Below are 17,203 nucleotides of genomic sequence, written 5' to 3' on the forward strand. Positions count from 1 at the left end.
CGTTGCTGGGTTTTATCGTGCCTTGACTCCCCGGATTCGGGCAGTTATGGTGCGATGGCTGTGCGCAAAAGTGCATATTAAACCATCATTTTATTACCTGTAGACCTGGATATCATGGACAAATTTGACGCTAATCGCCGCAAGCTACTGGCTTTGGGGGGCGTGGCTTTCGGTGCCGCTCTCATGCCTTTGCCGTCGTTTGCCACCCTCTCGACACCACGCCCGCGTATTTTGACTCTCAATAACCTGCATACTGGAGAGTCACTGAAAGCTGAGTTTTTTGATGGCAGAGGCTATATTCAGGATGAATTAGCAAGGCTTAATCATTTCTTCCGGGACTACCGGGCGAACAAGATTAAATCCATCGATCCTTCCCTGTTCGACCAACTCTATCGCCTGCAGGGGCTTTTGGGGACTAACAAACCGGTCCAGCTGGTTTCTGGCTACCGTTCCATCGACACCAATAATGAACTCCGTGCTCACAGCCGAGGTGTGGCGAAAAAAAGCTACCACACCAAAGGCCAGGCGATGGATTTCCATATTGAAGGCGTTTCGTTAAGCAATATTCGCAAAGCAGCATTATCTATGCGGGCAGGTGGTGTAGGATACTACCCCAGCAGCGACTTTGTGCATATTGATACCGGGCCGGTAAGGCACTGGTAAAACAACGGAATCCGGCTTTGTTGTCGGTAATGGAGCAGCATGAACTATCACATTATTCCGGTCACGGCTTTTGCCCAGAACTGTTCTCTTATTTGGTGCGAGGAAACGCAGCAGGCAGCGCTGGTGGATCCCGGCGGCGATGCGGCGCGCATTAAGCAAGAAGTGGCGCAAAAAGGCGTGCAGATTAGCCAAATTCTGTTGACGCATGGTCATCTCGATCACGTCGGCGCGGCGGCTGAGCTGGCGGCACATTACGGCGTGCCCGTTGTGGGGCCGGAAAAAGAAGATGAGTTCTGGCTGCAGGGACTGCCGCAGCAAAGCCGGATGTTTGGCCTCGACGAGTGTCAGCCTTTGACGCCGGACCGCTGGTTAAACGAAGGGGAATGTGTTTCCGTAGGGAATGTAACTTTACAGGTGTTGCATTGTCCGGGGCATACGCCTGGTCATATCGTTTTCTTCGATGCGGCCTCTCGTTTACTGGTTTCGGGCGATGTTATCTTTAAAGGCGGAGTGGGGCGCAGCGATTTCCCGCGTGGTGACCATGCGGCGTTGATTGATTCGATCAAACGTAAGCTGCTGCCGCTGGGGGATGATGTGACCTTTATTCCCGGCCACGGCCCAATGTCTACGCTGGGTTACGAGCGCCTGCATAATCCGTTTTTGCAGGATGAGCAGCCGGTCTGGTAAAACGGGTTTCAAATAAAAAAAGAGCCGCTTATGCGGCTCTTTTGCTATGCGTGGTGATTACAGCACGGCAACGATGGCTTCGCACAGCGGCGCCATGTTATCCGGCGTCATGCCCGCCACGTTAACGCGGCCAGATGCGACGGCGTAAACGCCGAACTCTTCACGCAGGCGGAGAACCTGTTCTTTGGTCAGGCCGCTGAACGAGAACATCCCGTTCTGGTTAATGATGAAGCTGAAGTCGCGGTTGGCGCCTTTCTCCTGCAGGGTATTCACAAACAGCTGACGCATGCGGTGAATACGCTGACGCATATCGGTCAACTCTTGTTCCCACATGGTACGCAGCGCGTCGTTGCTCAGAATAGTCGCCACAACGGAGGCACCGTGTGCTGGTGGGTTGGAGTAGTTGGCACGAATAACCGATTTCACCTGGCTGAATGAACGGTCAGCGGTGTCGGCATCGGCGGCAACCAGTGTGAAAGCACCCACGCGTTCGTTATACAAACCGAAGTTCTTGGAGTAGGAGCTGGCCACCAGCAGTTCTTTGTGACCGGCTGCGAAAAGACGCAGGCCTTCGGCATCTTCTTCCAGGCCACGAGCAAAGCCCTGGTAAGCAAAGTCAAACAGCGGCAGCCAGCCTTTGGCCAGCGACATCTCCGCCAGCGTTTTCCACTGTTCGGCGGTAGGATCGATCCCGGTTGGGTTATGGCAGCAGCCGTGGAACAGCACCACGTCACCGGCTTCCGCCGCCTGCAGGCTGGCCACCAGGCCATCAAAGTCCAGGCTGTGATTTTCCGCATCGTAATAGGCGTACTCTTTCACTTCCAGGCCAGCGGCGTTAAACACGCTTTTGTGGTTAGGCCAGCTTGGGTTGCTTACCCAGACGCGTTTTACTGAGGTGTTTTTCGCCAGGAAATCAGCGGCAACGCGCAGCGCACCGGTCCCGCCTGGGGTTTGTGCCGTACGGGCGCGTTTGTCGGCAATAAGCGCGTTGTTTTTGCCGAACAGCAGCTCTTGCGTGCAGCGGCCAAACTCTGGAATACCATCAATGCCCAGATAGTTTTTGGTGGTCTCATTTTCCAGCAGATAAAGTTCAGCTTTCTTCACGCTGGTCAGGACAGGGGTTTTACCGGTCTCGTCCTTATAGACCCCGATGCCGAGGTTAATTTTGGTTGGACGGTCGTCGGCGCGAAACAGGTCAGCCAGACCAAGTATAGGATCGGCAGGGGCAGCGGTAATGTTCTCAAACATGACGGGTTCCATTAGTGATATCGGGGGAAATCGCTTTCAGGTTAACTGCTGTTTTACGAATTGCCAACCGTTTGCGACAAAAAGAGACGGTTAGCGATAACATCGGGTTTATTCTACTTTTTTGCCATAAAAAAACAGGGCCGAAGCCCTGTTTTTAAACATTTCAGACAAACAAATGGCTGAAATTAGAACTGGTAAACGATACCAACCGCAACGGTGTCGTCTGAGCCAACGCCCAGCTTGTTGTTTTTGTCCAGCTGGTTGATCTGGTAGTCAACGTAGGTAGACATGTTTTTGTTGAAGTAGTAGGTCGCGCCGATATCAATGTAGTTGATGTAGTCTTCGCTGCCGATACCTTCAACATCTTTCGCTTTAGATTTGTAGTAAGCGATGGATGGACGCAGGCCGAAATCGAACTGGTACTGTGCCACAACGGAGAAGTCCTGAGTTTTGTTCAGGAAGCCGTCGGTACCGTTGATGGTCAGACGGGTAGCGTTACGGCTTTCACCGTACAGCGCGGCCAGGTAGATGTTGTTCGCGTCATATTTCAGACCGGTAGCCCACTGCTCAGCTTTAGCGCCGTGACCGTAAGTCAGAGTCTGCTGAGTGTTGGTGCGGTCTGCCGCGCCGTATGCACCTACGATGCCGAAGCCATCAACGGTGTAGCTTGCGGAGCTCGCCCAGCCGTCGCCGTTAGAGCGGGTTGGGTTACCATCACGATCGTTTTTACCCAGGTACTGAACGCCGAAGTCCAGACCGTCAACCAGGCCGAAGAAGCTGTGGTTACGGTAAGTGGCCAGGCCGCCGTTACGACCGGAGAAGAAGTTGTCGCTGTTGCCGGTATCGCCACCGAACTCTGGCAGCATGTCGGTCACGCCGATTGCATCATAAACCAGACCGTAGTTACGGCCGTAGTCGAAGGAACCTGCGTCACCGAATTTCAGACCTGCGAAGGCCAGACGGGTTTTGTTCCCTTTCTGAGCATCAGCACCTTCAGAGTTGTTACCCTGGAAGTTGTATTCCCACTGGCCGTAACCGGTCAGTTGGCTGTTAATCTGAGTTTCGCCTTTGAAGCCAAGACGGGCGTAAGTTTTGTCGCCGTTACCCTGAGCGTTAACACCGTTGTCTTTAGCAAAATAGTGCAGACCTACCGCTTTGCCGTACAGGTCTACTTTGTTGCCGTCTTTGTTGTAGATTTCTGCAGCGTTAGCTGCACCGGCTACCAGCAGAGCAGGGATAACCACTGCCAGAATATTGCGCTTCATCATTATTTATTACCCTCATTGTGGTTTTTATGGACACCTGCCACTGCCGTCAATAATTCTTTACGGAACTATTGATGATAGTTTGGTGTCTTTCTGTATCTGTCAGGCATCTTTCCATCCATGAAACCGTTTCGCTAGCCTGAAAGTGCTACAAATGCGCACATTGAGTTTCAAAAAGAAAATATGTGTAACTAAATATTAATTTTAGGGAACTTTGTGAACCATTTCAAATTTCATTCTTAGCGCAACAAAAATGCTTCGCTTGTTAACATATATATATGAATTACTTATGTTTAATCCGCATAAGCTCAGTGAATGGGTATTTCTTGCTCACAATTGTTCATTTTTTGACTTGTTTTTGGATGTCCAGATGTCTGTGTGAAAAGTGAACGATTGTGCTATGCCCAGCACCGATTTGAAATGCGAGCAAACTTAAGCGCAATTTTTGTTAAAGAGTGTGAGATAGAAACAGTTGGTAACCGGGTAGTCGGGAATGGAGGTTGAAATTGACGTTTGCTTAATGAGCGTTGAAGAAAATAGACCTTTTATTCTCAAATGTAAAAAAGGCCAGCGGAGAGCTGGCCTTTGGTTTTGTTGGCTTAGAAGCTGGCGTTACGCGGGGTACGTGGGAACGGAATCACGTCACGCACGTTCTGAACGCCGGTAACATAGGCGATCAGACGCTCAAAGCCCAGGCCGAAACCGGAATGCGGCACGGTGCCGTAGCGGCGTAGGTCGCGGTACCACCAGTAATCTTCTTTATTCAGACCCATTTCAGCCATGCGCGCATCCAGCACATCCAGACGTTCTTCACGCTGGGAACCACCGATGATTTCACCGATGCCTGGCGCCAGGACGTCCATCGCGGCAACGGTCTTACCGTCTTCGTTAAGGCGCATATAGAAAGCTTTGATGTCTTTCGGGTAGTTTTTCACCACCACCGGTGCCTTGAAGTGCTGCTCGGCCAGGTAACGCTCGTGCTCGGAGGAGAGATCGACGCCCCAGTAAACCGGGTTTTCGAACTTATGCCCACAGTTCAGCAAGATGTCGACCGCATCGGTGTAGTTCACCTGGGCGAAGTCTGCGGAGATGAAGCGTTCGAGGCGCTCAATGGCCTCTTTGTCTACGCGCTCGGCAAAGAACTTCATGTCATCCATGCGTTCTTCCAGAACAGCCTTAAAGACGTACTTGAGCATCGCTTCGGCCAGACCGGCAACGTCGTCCAAATCGGCAAAGGCAACTTCCGGTTCCAGCATCCAGAATTCCGCCAGGTGGCGGCTGGTGTTGGAGTTTTCTGCACGGAAGGTTGGCCCGAAGGTATAAACCTTGGACAGCGCGCTCGCGTAGGTTTCGCCGTTCAGCTGGCCGGAAACGGTCAGGAAGGCTTCTTTCCCGAAGAAGTCTTTATCAAAATCGACTTTGCCTTCTGCGGTGCGAGGCAGGTTTTCCAGATCCAGCGTTGAAACGCGGAACATCTCACCGGCACCTTCGGTGTCCGAAGCGGTGATCAGCGGAGTAGAGACCCAGAAATAACCGTTTTCATGGAAGAAGCGATGCAGCGCCTGAGCCAGCGTGTGACGAACGCGAGCCACGGCACCAATCATGTTGGTACGCGGACGCAGGTGAGCAACTTCGCGGAGGTATTCGATGCTGTGGCGTTTGGCCGCCATCGGGTAAGTATCCGGATCGTCAACCCAGCCGGTCACTTCAACTTTGGTAGCCTGAAGTTCGAATGCCTGGCCCTGGCCCTGAGACTCGACCACCTTGCCGGTCACAATCACGGAGCAGCCGGTGGTCAGGCGCAGCACGTCTTCATTGTAATTGGGCAGAGAATTATTAATGACGGCCTGTACAGGATCAAAGCAGGAACCGTCGTAGACGGCGAGGAAGGAGATACCAGCTTTTGAATCTCTTCGAGTACGTACCCACCCGCGCACGGTGACTTCGCTGTCAACGGCGGCACGGCCCTGGAGTACGTCGGCTACAGGCACAACGCTCATAGTTTTCTCTCTATTAAATGGTCAATGACAAAAAAAATAGTAACCCACAGATGGGGGTTATCTATGTTACCTGTCGCGCGCCATCAGACAAGCAGAATTCGCGTTGCTGATGAAGAAATAAAGGAATGAGAGAAGGGCGGTGAATAGCGAAGCGGCTATTCACCGATTATCGCTGAATCAGCTGGCTTTTTTAACCAGCGGAAGGTCAAAGGCTTTGCGCAGTGCCCGAACAAAGGCTTTGTCGTGGCAGATGGTTTTTCCCGGGCTATCCGAAAGCTTAGCCACCGGCTTACCGTTGCACTCCACGAGCTTAATCACGATGTTCAGCGGCTTAACCTGTGGAATGTCGCAGGTCAGGCGGGTGCCGATACCAAAGCTGAGGTTAACCCGGGATGAGAAGCGGCGGTACAGCTCCACGGCTTTGTTTAAATCCAGGTTATCGGAAAATACCAACACTTTGCTTAACGGATCGATACCCAGCTTCTGGTAGTGGGCAATGGCTTTTTCTCCCCACTCAACCGGGTCACCTGAATCGTGGCGTAGCCCCTGGTAGCGCGTGGCAAACTCCTTGCCGAAATCACGCAGGAAGGCATCCATGGTGATGCAGTCAGTCAGGGCTATTCCTAGCTGGTCGGGATATTCGTCCAGCCAGGCCTGCAGCGCTGCACGTTGGCTGTTAGCCAGGTCCGGGCTTATCTGCTGATGCGCCTGGAACCACTCGTGGGCCTGGGTGCCCATCGGCGTAAGATCAAGCCGGCGGGCCAGATCGTAGTTGCTGGTGCCGATAAACCACGGCTCCTGCTTGAGGCGCTCGACAATCGCCTGCTGCACTTCCCGAGAGAAACGGCGGCGGGTGCCGAAGTCCATCAGGCGGAAATGGGAAAGATCCAGCCCGGCGGTCAGTGTGTTAAATTCCTGCAGCTTAGTTTCCAGGTGATCCAGCGCCATTTTTGGCGTCACGCCGGGGGCGCGATGCTGGTGAACGACTTCACTGATTACCGCCAGCAGGGGAACTTCCCACATGATGACTTCCCGCCAGGGGCCACTTAGGCGGATATCCAGGTGACCATGATTATTGGTCACCTGAACCTGAGCAGGGTCATAGCGGAATTCACGCAGCCAGTCGAGGTAATCGGCTTTGAAAAAGGGCAGGCTTTTCAGCCAGTGAAATTCTTCGTCGCTGAGGCGCAGGTGCTGCATAGCCGCGACCTGCTCACGAATAGCCTCGGCATGAATGCCCAGCAGGTCGTCGCCGCGGCAGCGGAATTCCGCTGCGACATTTACGTCGTAATAGCGGTGATAAACCGCTTGCTGCATATGAAGCTTATAGGCGTCAGTATCCAGAAGCGTTTGCAAAATCGGGGAAGCGTGTCGTGTCATGGCGCGTTTCAGCATCCTCTCACAGGAGCGTTTCCATCAGTCCGGGCAAATTAAGACGCGGGAGTATACCCTGATTATCTGTTTATTGAAGCAGGATCACAACATTAGACGGGCAGGCTCTGGGGCAGTTTATGAAATGTTTAGCGCTATAATAGAGTTCAATACATTGAATTAAATGGTGTTTAGAGTACTAAACAAAACGTGCGACATCCTTTTCTCGGTGAAATCACCGGCGGCGAATGGCCGCCGATGTTTACTGGCAGCTAACGAATGCGAAGACTGCCGTTCTCCGCTTTTTCACGCAGGGTGTGATTCAGCGATTGAAGTTGCTCGAGCGTCATCCTGCCCATATTCGTTGTGCCTGACCCGAGCAGCGCGTGACTGAATCTGGCGAGTGCGGATGCATCCAGATACAGCGCCTTCAGCCCGTGCTGTTTTTTTTCATTCGGGGTTGGGTTGATACGAATCAGCGCGTCTTTCGGTAACGCGACGTTTTGTACCTTACAGGCAAGCGTGAGCGTGGCAAGATCGGCCAGGGATTTCACTTCAATTTCTTTGAGCTTGCCGCCGTTAGCTGTCCCGCTCAGGGGATGGTTTTCAGCCTGGTAGTTAAACATCGAGGCGGTGTTGCTCAACGAATTATGGATGGTATGGGTTTTCAGGTTGTTCACTTTACTGAAGCCAAACACCAGCGGCAGGGTTTGCCCATCGTTGAGCAGATTCAGGAACGGTAATTTTCCGCCGATCATTTCATTTTCAATGCGCTTAAAGGCGTTACCGATCAGTTTCCGCGTTTGTTCCCCGGAAGGCGGGTGGCTGTTATCCACGAATTTGATATGCGCCGGGACGCCGGTTTGCTGCAGGATTTGCTCCGGCGTTTCCTTTTTTAGGCGATAGCCGTTATTCGACAAAAGACGCACCAGGCTGTCATACACCGCCTCTTCCAAATTATTGCTGCTTTTTAGCGTCAGCGTTGAGGCTGGGAAATGGCTGGCAGAAGAAGCATGATTAATGGCTTTGCTCAGCACGTACAGGTTCGAGCGCGTCTCCACCGTGGTGGGCTTGATGCCCAGTCCTTTGGCGTACACGCGCGGTTTCTGGCGAAGGTTCTCACGCGTTTCAAATTTGTTGCTCGACTCCCGAGTTCGATCTGAGAAAAACACTTTTCCCTCCAGCGACTGTGAACCGCCTTTAGGATCGTTCACGCCGCCTTTCAGCGCGCCGCTGCGCAATATTTCAAAGCCCCAGGGAGAGCCATGAAAAGCTTCCGGCTTGATATAGCCCGACGGCGCACTGGGATTCAGCGAAGCCAAAAGGCTGTGGTAAAGCCGCGCCCGCGTAGTGCCGTCAATATCACGGCGGTTAGCCAGCGCATCCAGCGGTGAGTTTCCATGCTGGTCCAGAGCGACGGGTTTATAACCCTGCTGCCTTAGCTTCTGGATGGTAGCAATATCGTTTTGGGCAACGGCCTGATGAAAAGCCATGGGGCCGGAAGGAGGAATACGCATATTAAGTTCTCTCAGGAGGAAGGGGCTGCATTGAGTGGCGTAGGAAAAGGAAGAGTTCCGTGCCGGAAGGTGCAGGAGAGAAAGCGTAATACCGCATAAAGCGGTAAAAAATTTGGGCTATCGGCCGCCAAAGATGAAGATTCTGCGTAGCAACATTCCGGCAACAGGAATAGACTGAAGTTCGTTATCTTACGGACGATGTATAAGGTTTTTTATGACACAACAGCCACAAGCCAAATATCGCCACGACTATCGCGCGGCGGATTATACGATAACCGATATCGATTTGACCTTTGACCTTGATGCCGCAAAAACTCAGGTCACCGCAGTCAGCAAAATTGTCCGTCAGGGCGAAGCGGGCGCTCCGCTGCATCTTGATGGTGAAGACCTCACGCTGGTTTCCATTGCCGTAAACGGTAGCGCCTGGCCGCACTATCGCCAGGAAGATGGCGCGCTCATTCTGGAGCAGGTTCCTGACGCCTTCACGCTGACGATTGTGAACGAAATTAGCCCGGCAACCAACACCGCGCTTGAAGGGCTGTATCAATCCGGGGAAGCGTTATGTACCCAATGTGAAGCTGAAGGCTTCCACCACATCACCTGGTACCTGGACCGCCCAGACGTCCTGGCGCGCTTCACGACCAAAGTCATCGCCGACAAAAACAAATATCCGTATCTGCTGGCTAACGGCAACCGCATTGCCGAAGGCGAGCTGGAAAATGGCCGTCACTGGGTGCAGTGGCAGGATCCGTTCCCAAAACCTTGCTACCTGTTTGCGCTGGTGGCGGGTGATTTTGACGTCCTGCGCGACAGCTTCAAAACCCGTTCCGGCCGTAACGTTGCGCTGGAGCTGTTTGTTGACCGCGGGAATCTGGATCGCGCTGACTGGGCGATGACCTCGCTGAAGGCGTCCATGAAGTGGGATGAAACCCGTTTCGGCCTGGAGTATGACCTCGACATCTATATGATCGTCGCCGTCGACTTCTTCAATATGGGGGCGATGGAAAACAAAGGGCTGAATATCTTCAACTCGAAGTATGTCCTGGCCCGCGCCGAAACTGCGACTGACAAAGACTACCTCGACATTGAACGCGTCATCGGCCACGAGTATTTCCACAACTGGACCGGTAACCGCGTCACCTGCCGCGACTGGTTCCAGCTGAGCCTGAAAGAGGGGTTAACCGTCTTCCGTGACCAGGAGTTCAGCTCCGACCTGGGGTCTCGCGCAGTTAACCGTATTCAAAACGTGCGTACCATGCGCGCGATGCAGTTCGCCGAAGACGCCAGCCCGATGGCGCACCCGATCCGTCCGGACAAAGTTATCGAAATGAATAACTTCTATACCCTGACGGTGTATGAGAAGGGCTCAGAAGTGATTCGTATGCTGCACACGCTGCTGGGCGAAGAAAACTTCCAGAAGGGCATGCAGCTTTACTTTGAACGCCATGACGGCAGCGCGGCGACCTGCGATGACTTCGTGCAGGCGATGGAAGATGCGTCCAACGTTGACCTGTCTCATTTCCGCCGCTGGTACAGCCAGGCCGGGACGCCGGTTGTCACCGTGCGTGACGACTACAACCCGGAAACTGAGCACTACACGCTGACTATCAGCCAGATGACGCCGCCGACCGCTGAACAGCAGGAAAAACACCCGCTGCATATCCCGTTTGATATCGAGCTTTACGATAACGAAGGGAAGGTCATTCCGCTGCAGAAGGACGGTCACCCGGTGCACCACGTGCTGAACGTGACCCAGGCCGAACAGACCTTTGTTTTCGACAATGTCTACTTCCAGCCGGTGCCGTCTTTGCTGCGCGAATTCTCTGCGCCGGTGAAGCTCGAGTACAAATGGAGCGACCAGCAGCTGACGTTCCTGATGCGCCACGCGCGGAACGACTTCTCCCGTTGGGATGCGGCGCAAAGCCTGCTGGCAAACTACATCAAGATCAACGTGAACCGCAGCCAGCAAGGGCAGCCGCTTTCTCTGCCGCTGCACGTGGCTGACGCATTCCGCGCCATTCTGCTGGATGAGAAGATCGATCCGGCGCTCGCCGCGGAGATCCTGACGCTGCCTTCGCAGAATGAAATTGCCGAGCTGTTCCAGACCATCGATCCTATCGCCATTGCTGAAGTTCACGGGGCGCTGACCCGCACCCTCGCAGCAGAGCTGGCCGACGAGTTCCTGGCTATCTATAACGCCAATAAGCTCGACAGCTATCGCGTGGATCACGGTGATATCGGCAAGCGCGCGCTGCGCAACACTTGCCTGCGCTATCTGGCGTTTGGTGACGTTGAACTTGCTGAGCAACTGGTACGCGAGCAGTATCAGCAGGCGGACAATATGACCGATTCTATTGCCGCACTGTCCGCCGCGGTGGCCGCGCAGCTGCCATGCCGTGAAGCGCTGCTGGCTGAGTACGATGAGAAATGGCACAAAGATGGCCTGGTTATGGATAAGTGGTTTGTGCTGCAGGCGACCAGCCCGGGCAACAACACGCTGGCGAAGGTTCGCGAGCTGCTGAACCACCGTTCTTTCAGCCTGGGCAACCCGAACCGCGTACGTTCTCTGATTGGCGCGTTTGCTTCAGCCAACCCGGCCGCGTTCCACGCCAAAGACGGCAGTGGCTACCAGTTTATGGTCGAGATGCTGACCGAGCTGAACAGCCGCAACCCGCAAATTGCCTCTCGTCTGGTAGAGCCGCTGATTCGCCTGAAGCGTTATGACGCAGAACGTCAGGCTAAGATGCGTGCCGCGCTGGAGCAGTTGAAAGGGTTGGAAAACCTGTCCGGGGATCTGTTCGAGAAGATTGCCAAAGCGCTGGCCTAATCTTTGCCCCTATCCCTTTCAGGGATAGGGTATTAAATCAGCCGGTGCGCACCTGGCGCGCCGGCTCCTCTGAACCTCGTTTCATCACTCTGGCAAGCACTTCAGCCTCCAGCTCCGCTAGCTTCACCGATCCCAAGCGGCGCGGACGCGGTAAATCAACCGTCAGATCCAGGCCAATTTTCCCTTCTTCTATAAGCAACATGCGGTCGGCCATGGCGACGGCTTCGCTGACATCATGAGTGACCAAAAGCACGGTAAAGCCATGTTCCTGCCACAAAGAAACAATCAGCTCCTGCATCTCAATACGCGTCAGGGCATCCAGCGCGCCCAGCGGTTCGTCGAGCAACAGCAGGCGCGGACGATGAATGAGCGCCCTTGCCAATGCCACGCGTTGCTTTTGCCCGCCGGAAAGTGCCGCTGGCCACTCATTGGCCCGATTTTCAAGCCCAACGGCGGTGAGCGCCTGAAGAGCTGCGTCTCGCCAGTTATTTTTCAGCCCGAGCCCGACGTTATCTATCACCGTTTTCCACGGCAGCAGCCTGTCGTCCTGAAACATCAGCCGCGTATCATCCTGGCTGTCCCGCAGCGGTGCACTGCCTGCGAATAGCGCGCCGTGATTGGGCGTTTCCAGCCCGGCAAGCAGGCGCAGTAGGGTACTTTTGCCGCCGCCGCTGCGGCCGACCACCGCCACGAACTGCCCGGCGGGGATACGCAGCTCAAGCTGATTGAGAATGCTTTTATCGCCGTAGCGTTTGCTGACGCCGTTGAGCCACAGCGGCGTGCCCTGGTTCAGACGAGCAGTTGTCATACCGTCTCCTCCTTTAATTGATAAGCCGGATGCCAGCGTAACCAGACGCGTTCCAGCAGGCGGGCGCTGACATCGGCGAGTTTGCCCAGCAGCGCATACAGCACGATGGCCACCACCACCACGTCGGTTTGCAGGAACTCCCTGGCATTCATCGCCAGATAGCCAATCCCTGAATTTGCCGAGATCGTTTCGGCGACAATAAGCGTCAGCCACATCAGGCCTAAGGCAAAACGTACGCCGACCATAATGGACGGCAACGCACCCGGCAGAATGACGTGCACGAACAGGCTAAACCCGGAAAGGCCGTAGCTGCGCGCCATTTCCAGCAGGCCACGATCGATATTGCGTATGCCGTGCCAGGTATTGATGTAAATAGGAAACAGCGTCCCGAGCGCCACCAGAAAGATCTTGGCCGTCTCATCGATACCAAACCACAGGATCACCAGCGGGATCAGCGCCAGGTGCGGAACGTTGCGCAGCATCTGAATAGAGCTGTCCAGCAGGCGTTCGCCCCAACGCGACAGGCCGCTAATCAGGCCTAAGATCAGGCCCAGCGATCCGCCGATGCTGAAACCAATCACGGCACGCCAGGAGCTGATAGCCAGATGCTGCCAGAGTTCACCGCTGGCTGAGAGGTTCCAGAAAGCCAGCACGACGCCCTCGGGAGAGGGCAAAATACGGGTGGAAAGCCAGCCTGCAGACGAAGCTAATTGCCAGAGAAGCACAATCGCCACCGGCAGCGCCCAAGGGGCCAGGCGCAGCAAGACTTTGTGCACGGACGCTTGCATGGTGCCTCCCTAGCTCTGCGCCACTTTACGCGGGATAAAATCGTTGGCGATAACTTCGCCTTTTTCCTGAACCTGTCGCGGCTGAGGAATTTCTGGGATCGCCACGTCAAGGTGAGGGAACAGCAGTTCGCCCGCGCGGTAGGCTTCTTCCAGATGCGGATAGCCGGAAAGAATAAAGCTGTCGATGCCCAGGTCGGCGTACTCGTTTATGCGGGCCGCGACGGTTGGCCCATCGCCCACCAGCGCGGTGCCAGCCCCACCGCGAACCAGACCGACACCGGCCCAAAGATTAGGGCTGATCTCCAGCTTGTCTCGCTTACCGCCGTGCAGGGCGGCCATGCGCTGTTGCCCGACGGAGTCGCTGCGGGCAAAAGCGGCCTGTGCCTTGGCGATGGTGATGTCATCGAGGTGAGAAATAAGCCGGTTTGCCGCCTGCCACGCTTCTTCGTTGGTTTCGCGCACAATAACGTGCAGGCGAATACCAAAGCGAACTTGCCGCCCCCGCGCTTCAGCTTTCGCCCGAACTTGCTCGATCTTTTCTTTTACCAAATGTGGAGGTTCGCCCCAGGTCAGGTAAAGGTCAACCTGCTCGGCCGCAAGATCCTGAGCGGCATCGGACGATCCGCCAAAATAAAGCGGTGGGCGAGGTTGCTGTACCGGGGGATAAAGCAGCTTCGCGCCTTTGACCTGGATGTGTTTGCCGTCATAGTCGACGGTTTCGCCTTCGAGGACGCGTCGCCAGATGTGCGTAAACTCTGCGGAGGCCTCATAGCGCTCTTCATGGTTTAGAAAAACGCCTTCCGCAGCCAGTTCTTCAGCGTCGCCCCCGGTCACCAGGTTAAACAATGCTCGCCCGTTGGAAAGGCGATCCAGCGTGGCGGCCTGGCGAGCGGCAAGAGTAGGGGAGACAACGCTCGGGCGCAGTGCGACCAGGAACTTAAGCCGCTGAGTGACCGGGATCATTGAGGCCGCCACCAGCCAGGCATCCTCGCAGGAACGCCCGGTCGGGATCAGCACGCCGGTGAAGCCGATGCGGTCTGCAGCCTGAGCTATTTGCTGCAGGTAGCCATAGTCGACCGGACGCGCTCCCGTGTCGCTGCCAAGATAGTGCCCATCCCCGTGGGTAGGTAAGAACCAGAACAGATTCAGACTCATGACTTAGCTCCTTGTGTCGTGCCGGCGGGTTGCCAGATGCGGGTTCGGATATCGACTTTCTTTGGAACAAGGCGATTTTCATAAAACAGGTCGGCGGTATTTTGCTGTTTGGCGGCAGTCGCTTCGTTGACCGGCGTAATTTCTGAAGGAGGGCGATGGTCAAAATAAGTGGCGATGACTGCTTCAGGCAGGCCCATCGTTTTGGCGAGAAGCGCTACGCTTGCTGCCCGCTGTGTGCGGGTGAGCGCGTCGGCGTCGCTAAAGGTTTTCAGTACCTGTTGAAGAAACGGGCCGTTCGCTTCTGCATAAGGGCGGGAAGCTAAATAGAACGACCCGGTTTGATTCAGCTCGCTGCCGTCCGTTAAGACGCGAACGCCGCCGTTTAACAGTGCCGCCGAATAGTACGGATCCCAGATAGCCCAGGCATCGACGTTCCCCTGCTGAAAGGCCGCGCGGGCATCGGCGGGGGTCAGGTAAGCGGGTTGAATATCGGAAAACTTCAGTCCGGCTTGTTGCAACGCGCGCAGCACCAGGTTGTGTGAGCTGGAGCCTTTCTGGAAGGCAATCTTATGGCCTTTTAAATCCGCCACGGTTTTCAGGGGGCTATTTTCGGGGACCAGAATCACCTCTGCTTTCGGTTTGGGCGGCTCGGCACCTACATACAGCAGATCCGCTCCGGCGGCCTGCGCGAAAATAGGCGGGATATCGCCCGTGCTGCCCAAATCGATGCTGCCGACGTTCAGTGCCTCCAGCATTTGTGGCCCGGCGGGAAACTCAATCCACGAGACTTTGGTGTTCGGGTATTGCTTCTCCAGGAGCTGGTGGCTTTTGGCTAACACCATACTGACGGAGCCTTTTTGGTAACCAATGCGCAGCTGTTCCGGGCCGCTGTCCGAGGCGTTGCTATAGGTTGAAAAAGCAAGCAGGCCGGCAAAAGCGAGCCACGGAGAGCGGCGTTTAAGCAAATTAAACATGGCTCACCCCTCGGGCGTTAAACGGCGAAGGTACCGCAAAGTCACGGCGGTGGAGCGCCTGCCAGAAGGTTTCCAGCGCTTCGTCCAGACGTTTTTGTAGGTTAGGCGTGAACTGAGGTTTGTGCTGGTAATCGGCTATCTGGCCGTCGTCGGCGAAAACGCCGTGCAGGATCTCCTGTGCTTTGAGCGCATTCAGTACCGGTTTAAGGGCATAGTCCACGGCGAGCATATGCGCCACGGTACCGCCGGTGGCGAGAGGCAGAACAACCTTCTTCTCTAAGGCGCGTTCGGGGAGCAAATCGAGCAGCGTTTTTAGCGCGCCTGAAAACGAGGCTTTGTAAACCGGCGTGGCGATAATCAGGCCATCGGCAGTGCTGAGTTGTTCGGTGAGCGCCAGCAGCGCCGGGCTGTCGAACCTTGCATAGAGCAAGTCTTCAGGCGCGAAGTTCTGTAAGTGCCAGTGATAAACTTCAACATCAAGGGCGCTCAGCTTCTCCCGCGCATACTCCAGCAGCGAGCTGGAACGGGACGGGTAGCGAGGGCTTCCGGCCAGGGTAATCACACGCATCACGACTCCTTATAACTAATTGTTTGCTTTTATCTAACATTGATAACAATTAGCGTGATACTCGCAGAGATGATTTCCGTGGCTAAGTGATTTTTCCGGGATAGATTTGCGAAAAAGCGCATATTGCGCGCCGGGAAAGAAAACGTTTGCCTCTATTCAGGCTTTTTTGCGACAGGTCAATTCCAATCATCCCCCGGATCGTGAATAATAACGCCCCGGTCTGCACACCGGGAATCCAGGAGAGTTCATGTACTACCCCTTCGTTCGTAAAGCCCTTTTTCAGCTCGATCCAGAGCGCGCTCATGAGTTAACTTTTCAGCAATTACGCTTTGTCACCGGAACGCCGCTTGAGTGGCTGGTGCGTCAGAACGTGCCGTCAAAACCTGTGACCTGCATGGGGTTAACGTTCAAGAATCCGCTCGGCTTAGCCGCGGGCCTGGATAAAAACGGGGAATGTATCGATGCCTTCGGTGCGATGGGCTTTGGCTCCATTGAGATTGGCACCGTGACGCCGCGTCCGCAGCCGGGGAACGACAAGCCACGTATCTTCCGTTTGGTGGAAGCCGAAGGGCTGATTAACCGAATGGGGTTTAATAATCTCGGGGTGGATAACCTGGTCGAAAACGTAAAAAAAGCGCATTTCGACGGCGTGCTCGGGATTAATATCGGCAAGAACAAAGATACCCCCGTTGAAAAGGGGAAAGACGATTATCTGATCTGCATGGATAAAATTTATCCATATGCTGGCTATATTGCGATCAATATCTCATCACCGAATACGCCAGGGCTGCGTACTTTGCAATATGGTGAAGCGTTGGACGATCTTTTAAGCGCCATTAAAAATAAGCAACAAGCGCTGCAAGAGATCCACCATAAATATGTTCCCGTGGCGGTGAAGATCGCGCCGGATCTTTCTGAAGAAGAATTGATCCAGGTGGCAGACAGTTTAGTTCGCCATAATATTGACGGGGTCATTGCAACCAATACTACTTTAGACCGCAGCCTTGTTCAGGGCATGAAACACTGCGATGAAACCGGGGGCTTAAGCGGGCGTCCTGTACAATTAAAAAGCACGGAAATTATTCGCCGCCTGTCTCAGGAATTAAATGGCCGCCTGCCGATTATTGGCGTAGGAGGGATTGATTCCGTGGTTGCCGCTCGCGAGAAGATGGCGGCTGGCGCTTCGTTGGTTCAAATATACTCAGGCTTCATTTTTAAAGGCCCACCGCTGATTAAAGAAATCGTTACCCATCTCTGATCATTTACCTTTTACAGACAACCAGGGCTTTATTTTCGGTCCTGGTTGTTTTATATTCCGCTACTGTTGCTTAT

General features: G+C 54.5%; 14 protein-coding genes. 4 read left to right on the plus strand and 10 right to left on the minus strand.

Annotated elements, in window-relative coordinates:
* Nucleotides 1-114 precede the first annotated feature (114 nt).
* Together mepK and A936_RS20555 are read left to right on the plus strand one after the other, a co-directional pair.
* Nucleotides 115-663 (plus strand): peptidoglycan L,D-endopeptidase MepK, encoded by a 549-nt coding sequence (gene mepK / locus A936_RS20550; RefSeq protein ID WP_008461203.1) that lies wholly within the window; start codon nt 115-117, stop codon nt 661-663.
* A 39-nt stretch (nt 664-702) separates the two neighbouring features.
* Complete coding sequence (locus A936_RS20555; protein ID WP_008461206.1) at nt 703-1,350, plus strand: MBL fold metallo-hydrolase; 648 nt, start codon at nt 703-705, stop codon at nt 1,348-1,350.
* 57 nt (nt 1,351-1,407) lie between these two features.
* Here the strand turns inward: A936_RS20555 and A936_RS20560 are convergent, their stop codons facing one another.
* The 5 genes from A936_RS20560 to A936_RS20580 form a co-directional block, all read right to left on the minus strand.
* Nucleotides 1,408-2,598: an amino acid aminotransferase gene (locus A936_RS20560; RefSeq protein ID WP_008461208.1), complete on the minus strand. Its 1,191-nt coding sequence runs from the start codon at nt 2,596-2,598 to the stop codon at nt 1,408-1,410.
* 185 nt (nt 2,599-2,783) lie between these two features.
* Nucleotides 2,784-3,866, minus strand: a complete 1,083-nt coding sequence (gene ompF / locus A936_RS20565; RefSeq protein WP_008461210.1) for a porin OmpF — start codon at nt 3,864-3,866, stop codon at nt 2,784-2,786.
* A gap of 596 nt (nt 3,867-4,462) precedes the next feature.
* Entirely contained in the window at nt 4,463-5,863 is a 1,401-nt protein-coding gene (gene asnS, locus A936_RS20570) for an asparagine--tRNA ligase (protein WP_008461212.1), read from the minus strand.
* A 177-nt stretch (nt 5,864-6,040) separates the two neighbouring features.
* Nucleotides 6,041-7,243, minus strand: coding sequence for a nicotinate phosphoribosyltransferase (gene pncB / locus A936_RS20575; RefSeq protein ID WP_008461214.1), 1,203 nt, complete (start codon nt 7,241-7,243; stop codon nt 6,041-6,043).
* A gap of 263 nt (nt 7,244-7,506) precedes the next feature.
* Nucleotides 7,507-8,751: a hypothetical protein gene (locus A936_RS20580; protein ID WP_008461216.1), complete on the minus strand. Its 1,245-nt coding sequence runs from the start codon at nt 8,749-8,751 to the stop codon at nt 7,507-7,509.
* Between the two features lie 214 nt (nt 8,752-8,965).
* Between A936_RS20580 and pepN the strand changes: the two genes are divergently transcribed.
* A complete protein-coding gene (gene pepN, locus A936_RS20585; RefSeq protein ID WP_008461218.1) occupies nt 8,966-11,578 on the plus strand; it encodes an aminopeptidase N in 2,613 nt (870 codons plus the stop codon).
* 37 nt (nt 11,579-11,615) lie between these two features.
* Here the strand turns inward: pepN and ssuB are convergent, their stop codons facing one another.
* From ssuB to ssuE, 5 genes are read right to left on the minus strand one after another with little or no spacing between them, the layout of a single operon-like run.
* On the minus strand, nt 11,616-12,386 hold the full coding sequence (gene ssuB, locus A936_RS20590; RefSeq protein ID WP_008461220.1) for an aliphatic sulfonates ABC transporter ATP-binding protein: 771 nt from the start codon (nt 12,384-12,386) through the stop codon (nt 11,616-11,618).
* Nucleotides 12,383-13,174, minus strand: coding sequence for an aliphatic sulfonate ABC transporter permease SsuC (ssuC, locus tag A936_RS20595; protein ID WP_008461221.1), 792 nt, complete (start codon nt 13,172-13,174; stop codon nt 12,383-12,385). The genes ssuB and ssuC overlap by 4 nt, the downstream gene beginning before the upstream one ends.
* A 9-nt stretch (nt 13,175-13,183) precedes the next feature.
* Complete coding sequence (gene ssuD / locus A936_RS20600; protein ID WP_008461223.1) at nt 13,184-14,329, minus strand: FMNH2-dependent alkanesulfonate monooxygenase; 1,146 nt, start codon at nt 14,327-14,329, stop codon at nt 13,184-13,186.
* Nucleotides 14,326-15,303 carry a sulfonate ABC transporter substrate-binding protein gene (locus A936_RS20605; RefSeq protein ID WP_008461224.1) on the minus strand — a complete coding sequence of 326 codons (978 nt, stop codon included), beginning with the start codon at nt 15,301-15,303 and terminating at the stop codon, nt 14,326-14,328. The genes ssuD and A936_RS20605 overlap by 4 nt, the downstream gene beginning before the upstream one ends.
* A complete protein-coding gene (gene ssuE, locus A936_RS20610; RefSeq protein ID WP_008461226.1) occupies nt 15,296-15,871 on the minus strand; it encodes an NADPH-dependent FMN reductase in 576 nt (191 codons plus the stop codon). The genes A936_RS20605 and ssuE overlap by 8 nt, the downstream gene beginning before the upstream one ends.
* Nucleotides 15,872-16,118: 247 nt before the next feature.
* On the opposite strand from ssuE, the gene pyrD reads away from it, so the two are divergent.
* Nucleotides 16,119-17,129 carry a quinone-dependent dihydroorotate dehydrogenase gene (pyrD, locus tag A936_RS20615; RefSeq protein WP_008461229.1) on the plus strand — a complete coding sequence of 337 codons (1,011 nt, stop codon included), beginning with the start codon at nt 16,119-16,121 and terminating at the stop codon, nt 17,127-17,129.
* The last annotated feature ends 74 nt before the right edge of the window (nt 17,130-17,203 follow it).

The sequence above is a fragment of the Enterobacter sp. Ag1 genome, assembly GCA_000277545.1.
In the GTDB taxonomy this organism is placed as follows: domain Bacteria; phylum Pseudomonadota; class Gammaproteobacteria; order Enterobacterales; family Enterobacteriaceae; genus Cedecea.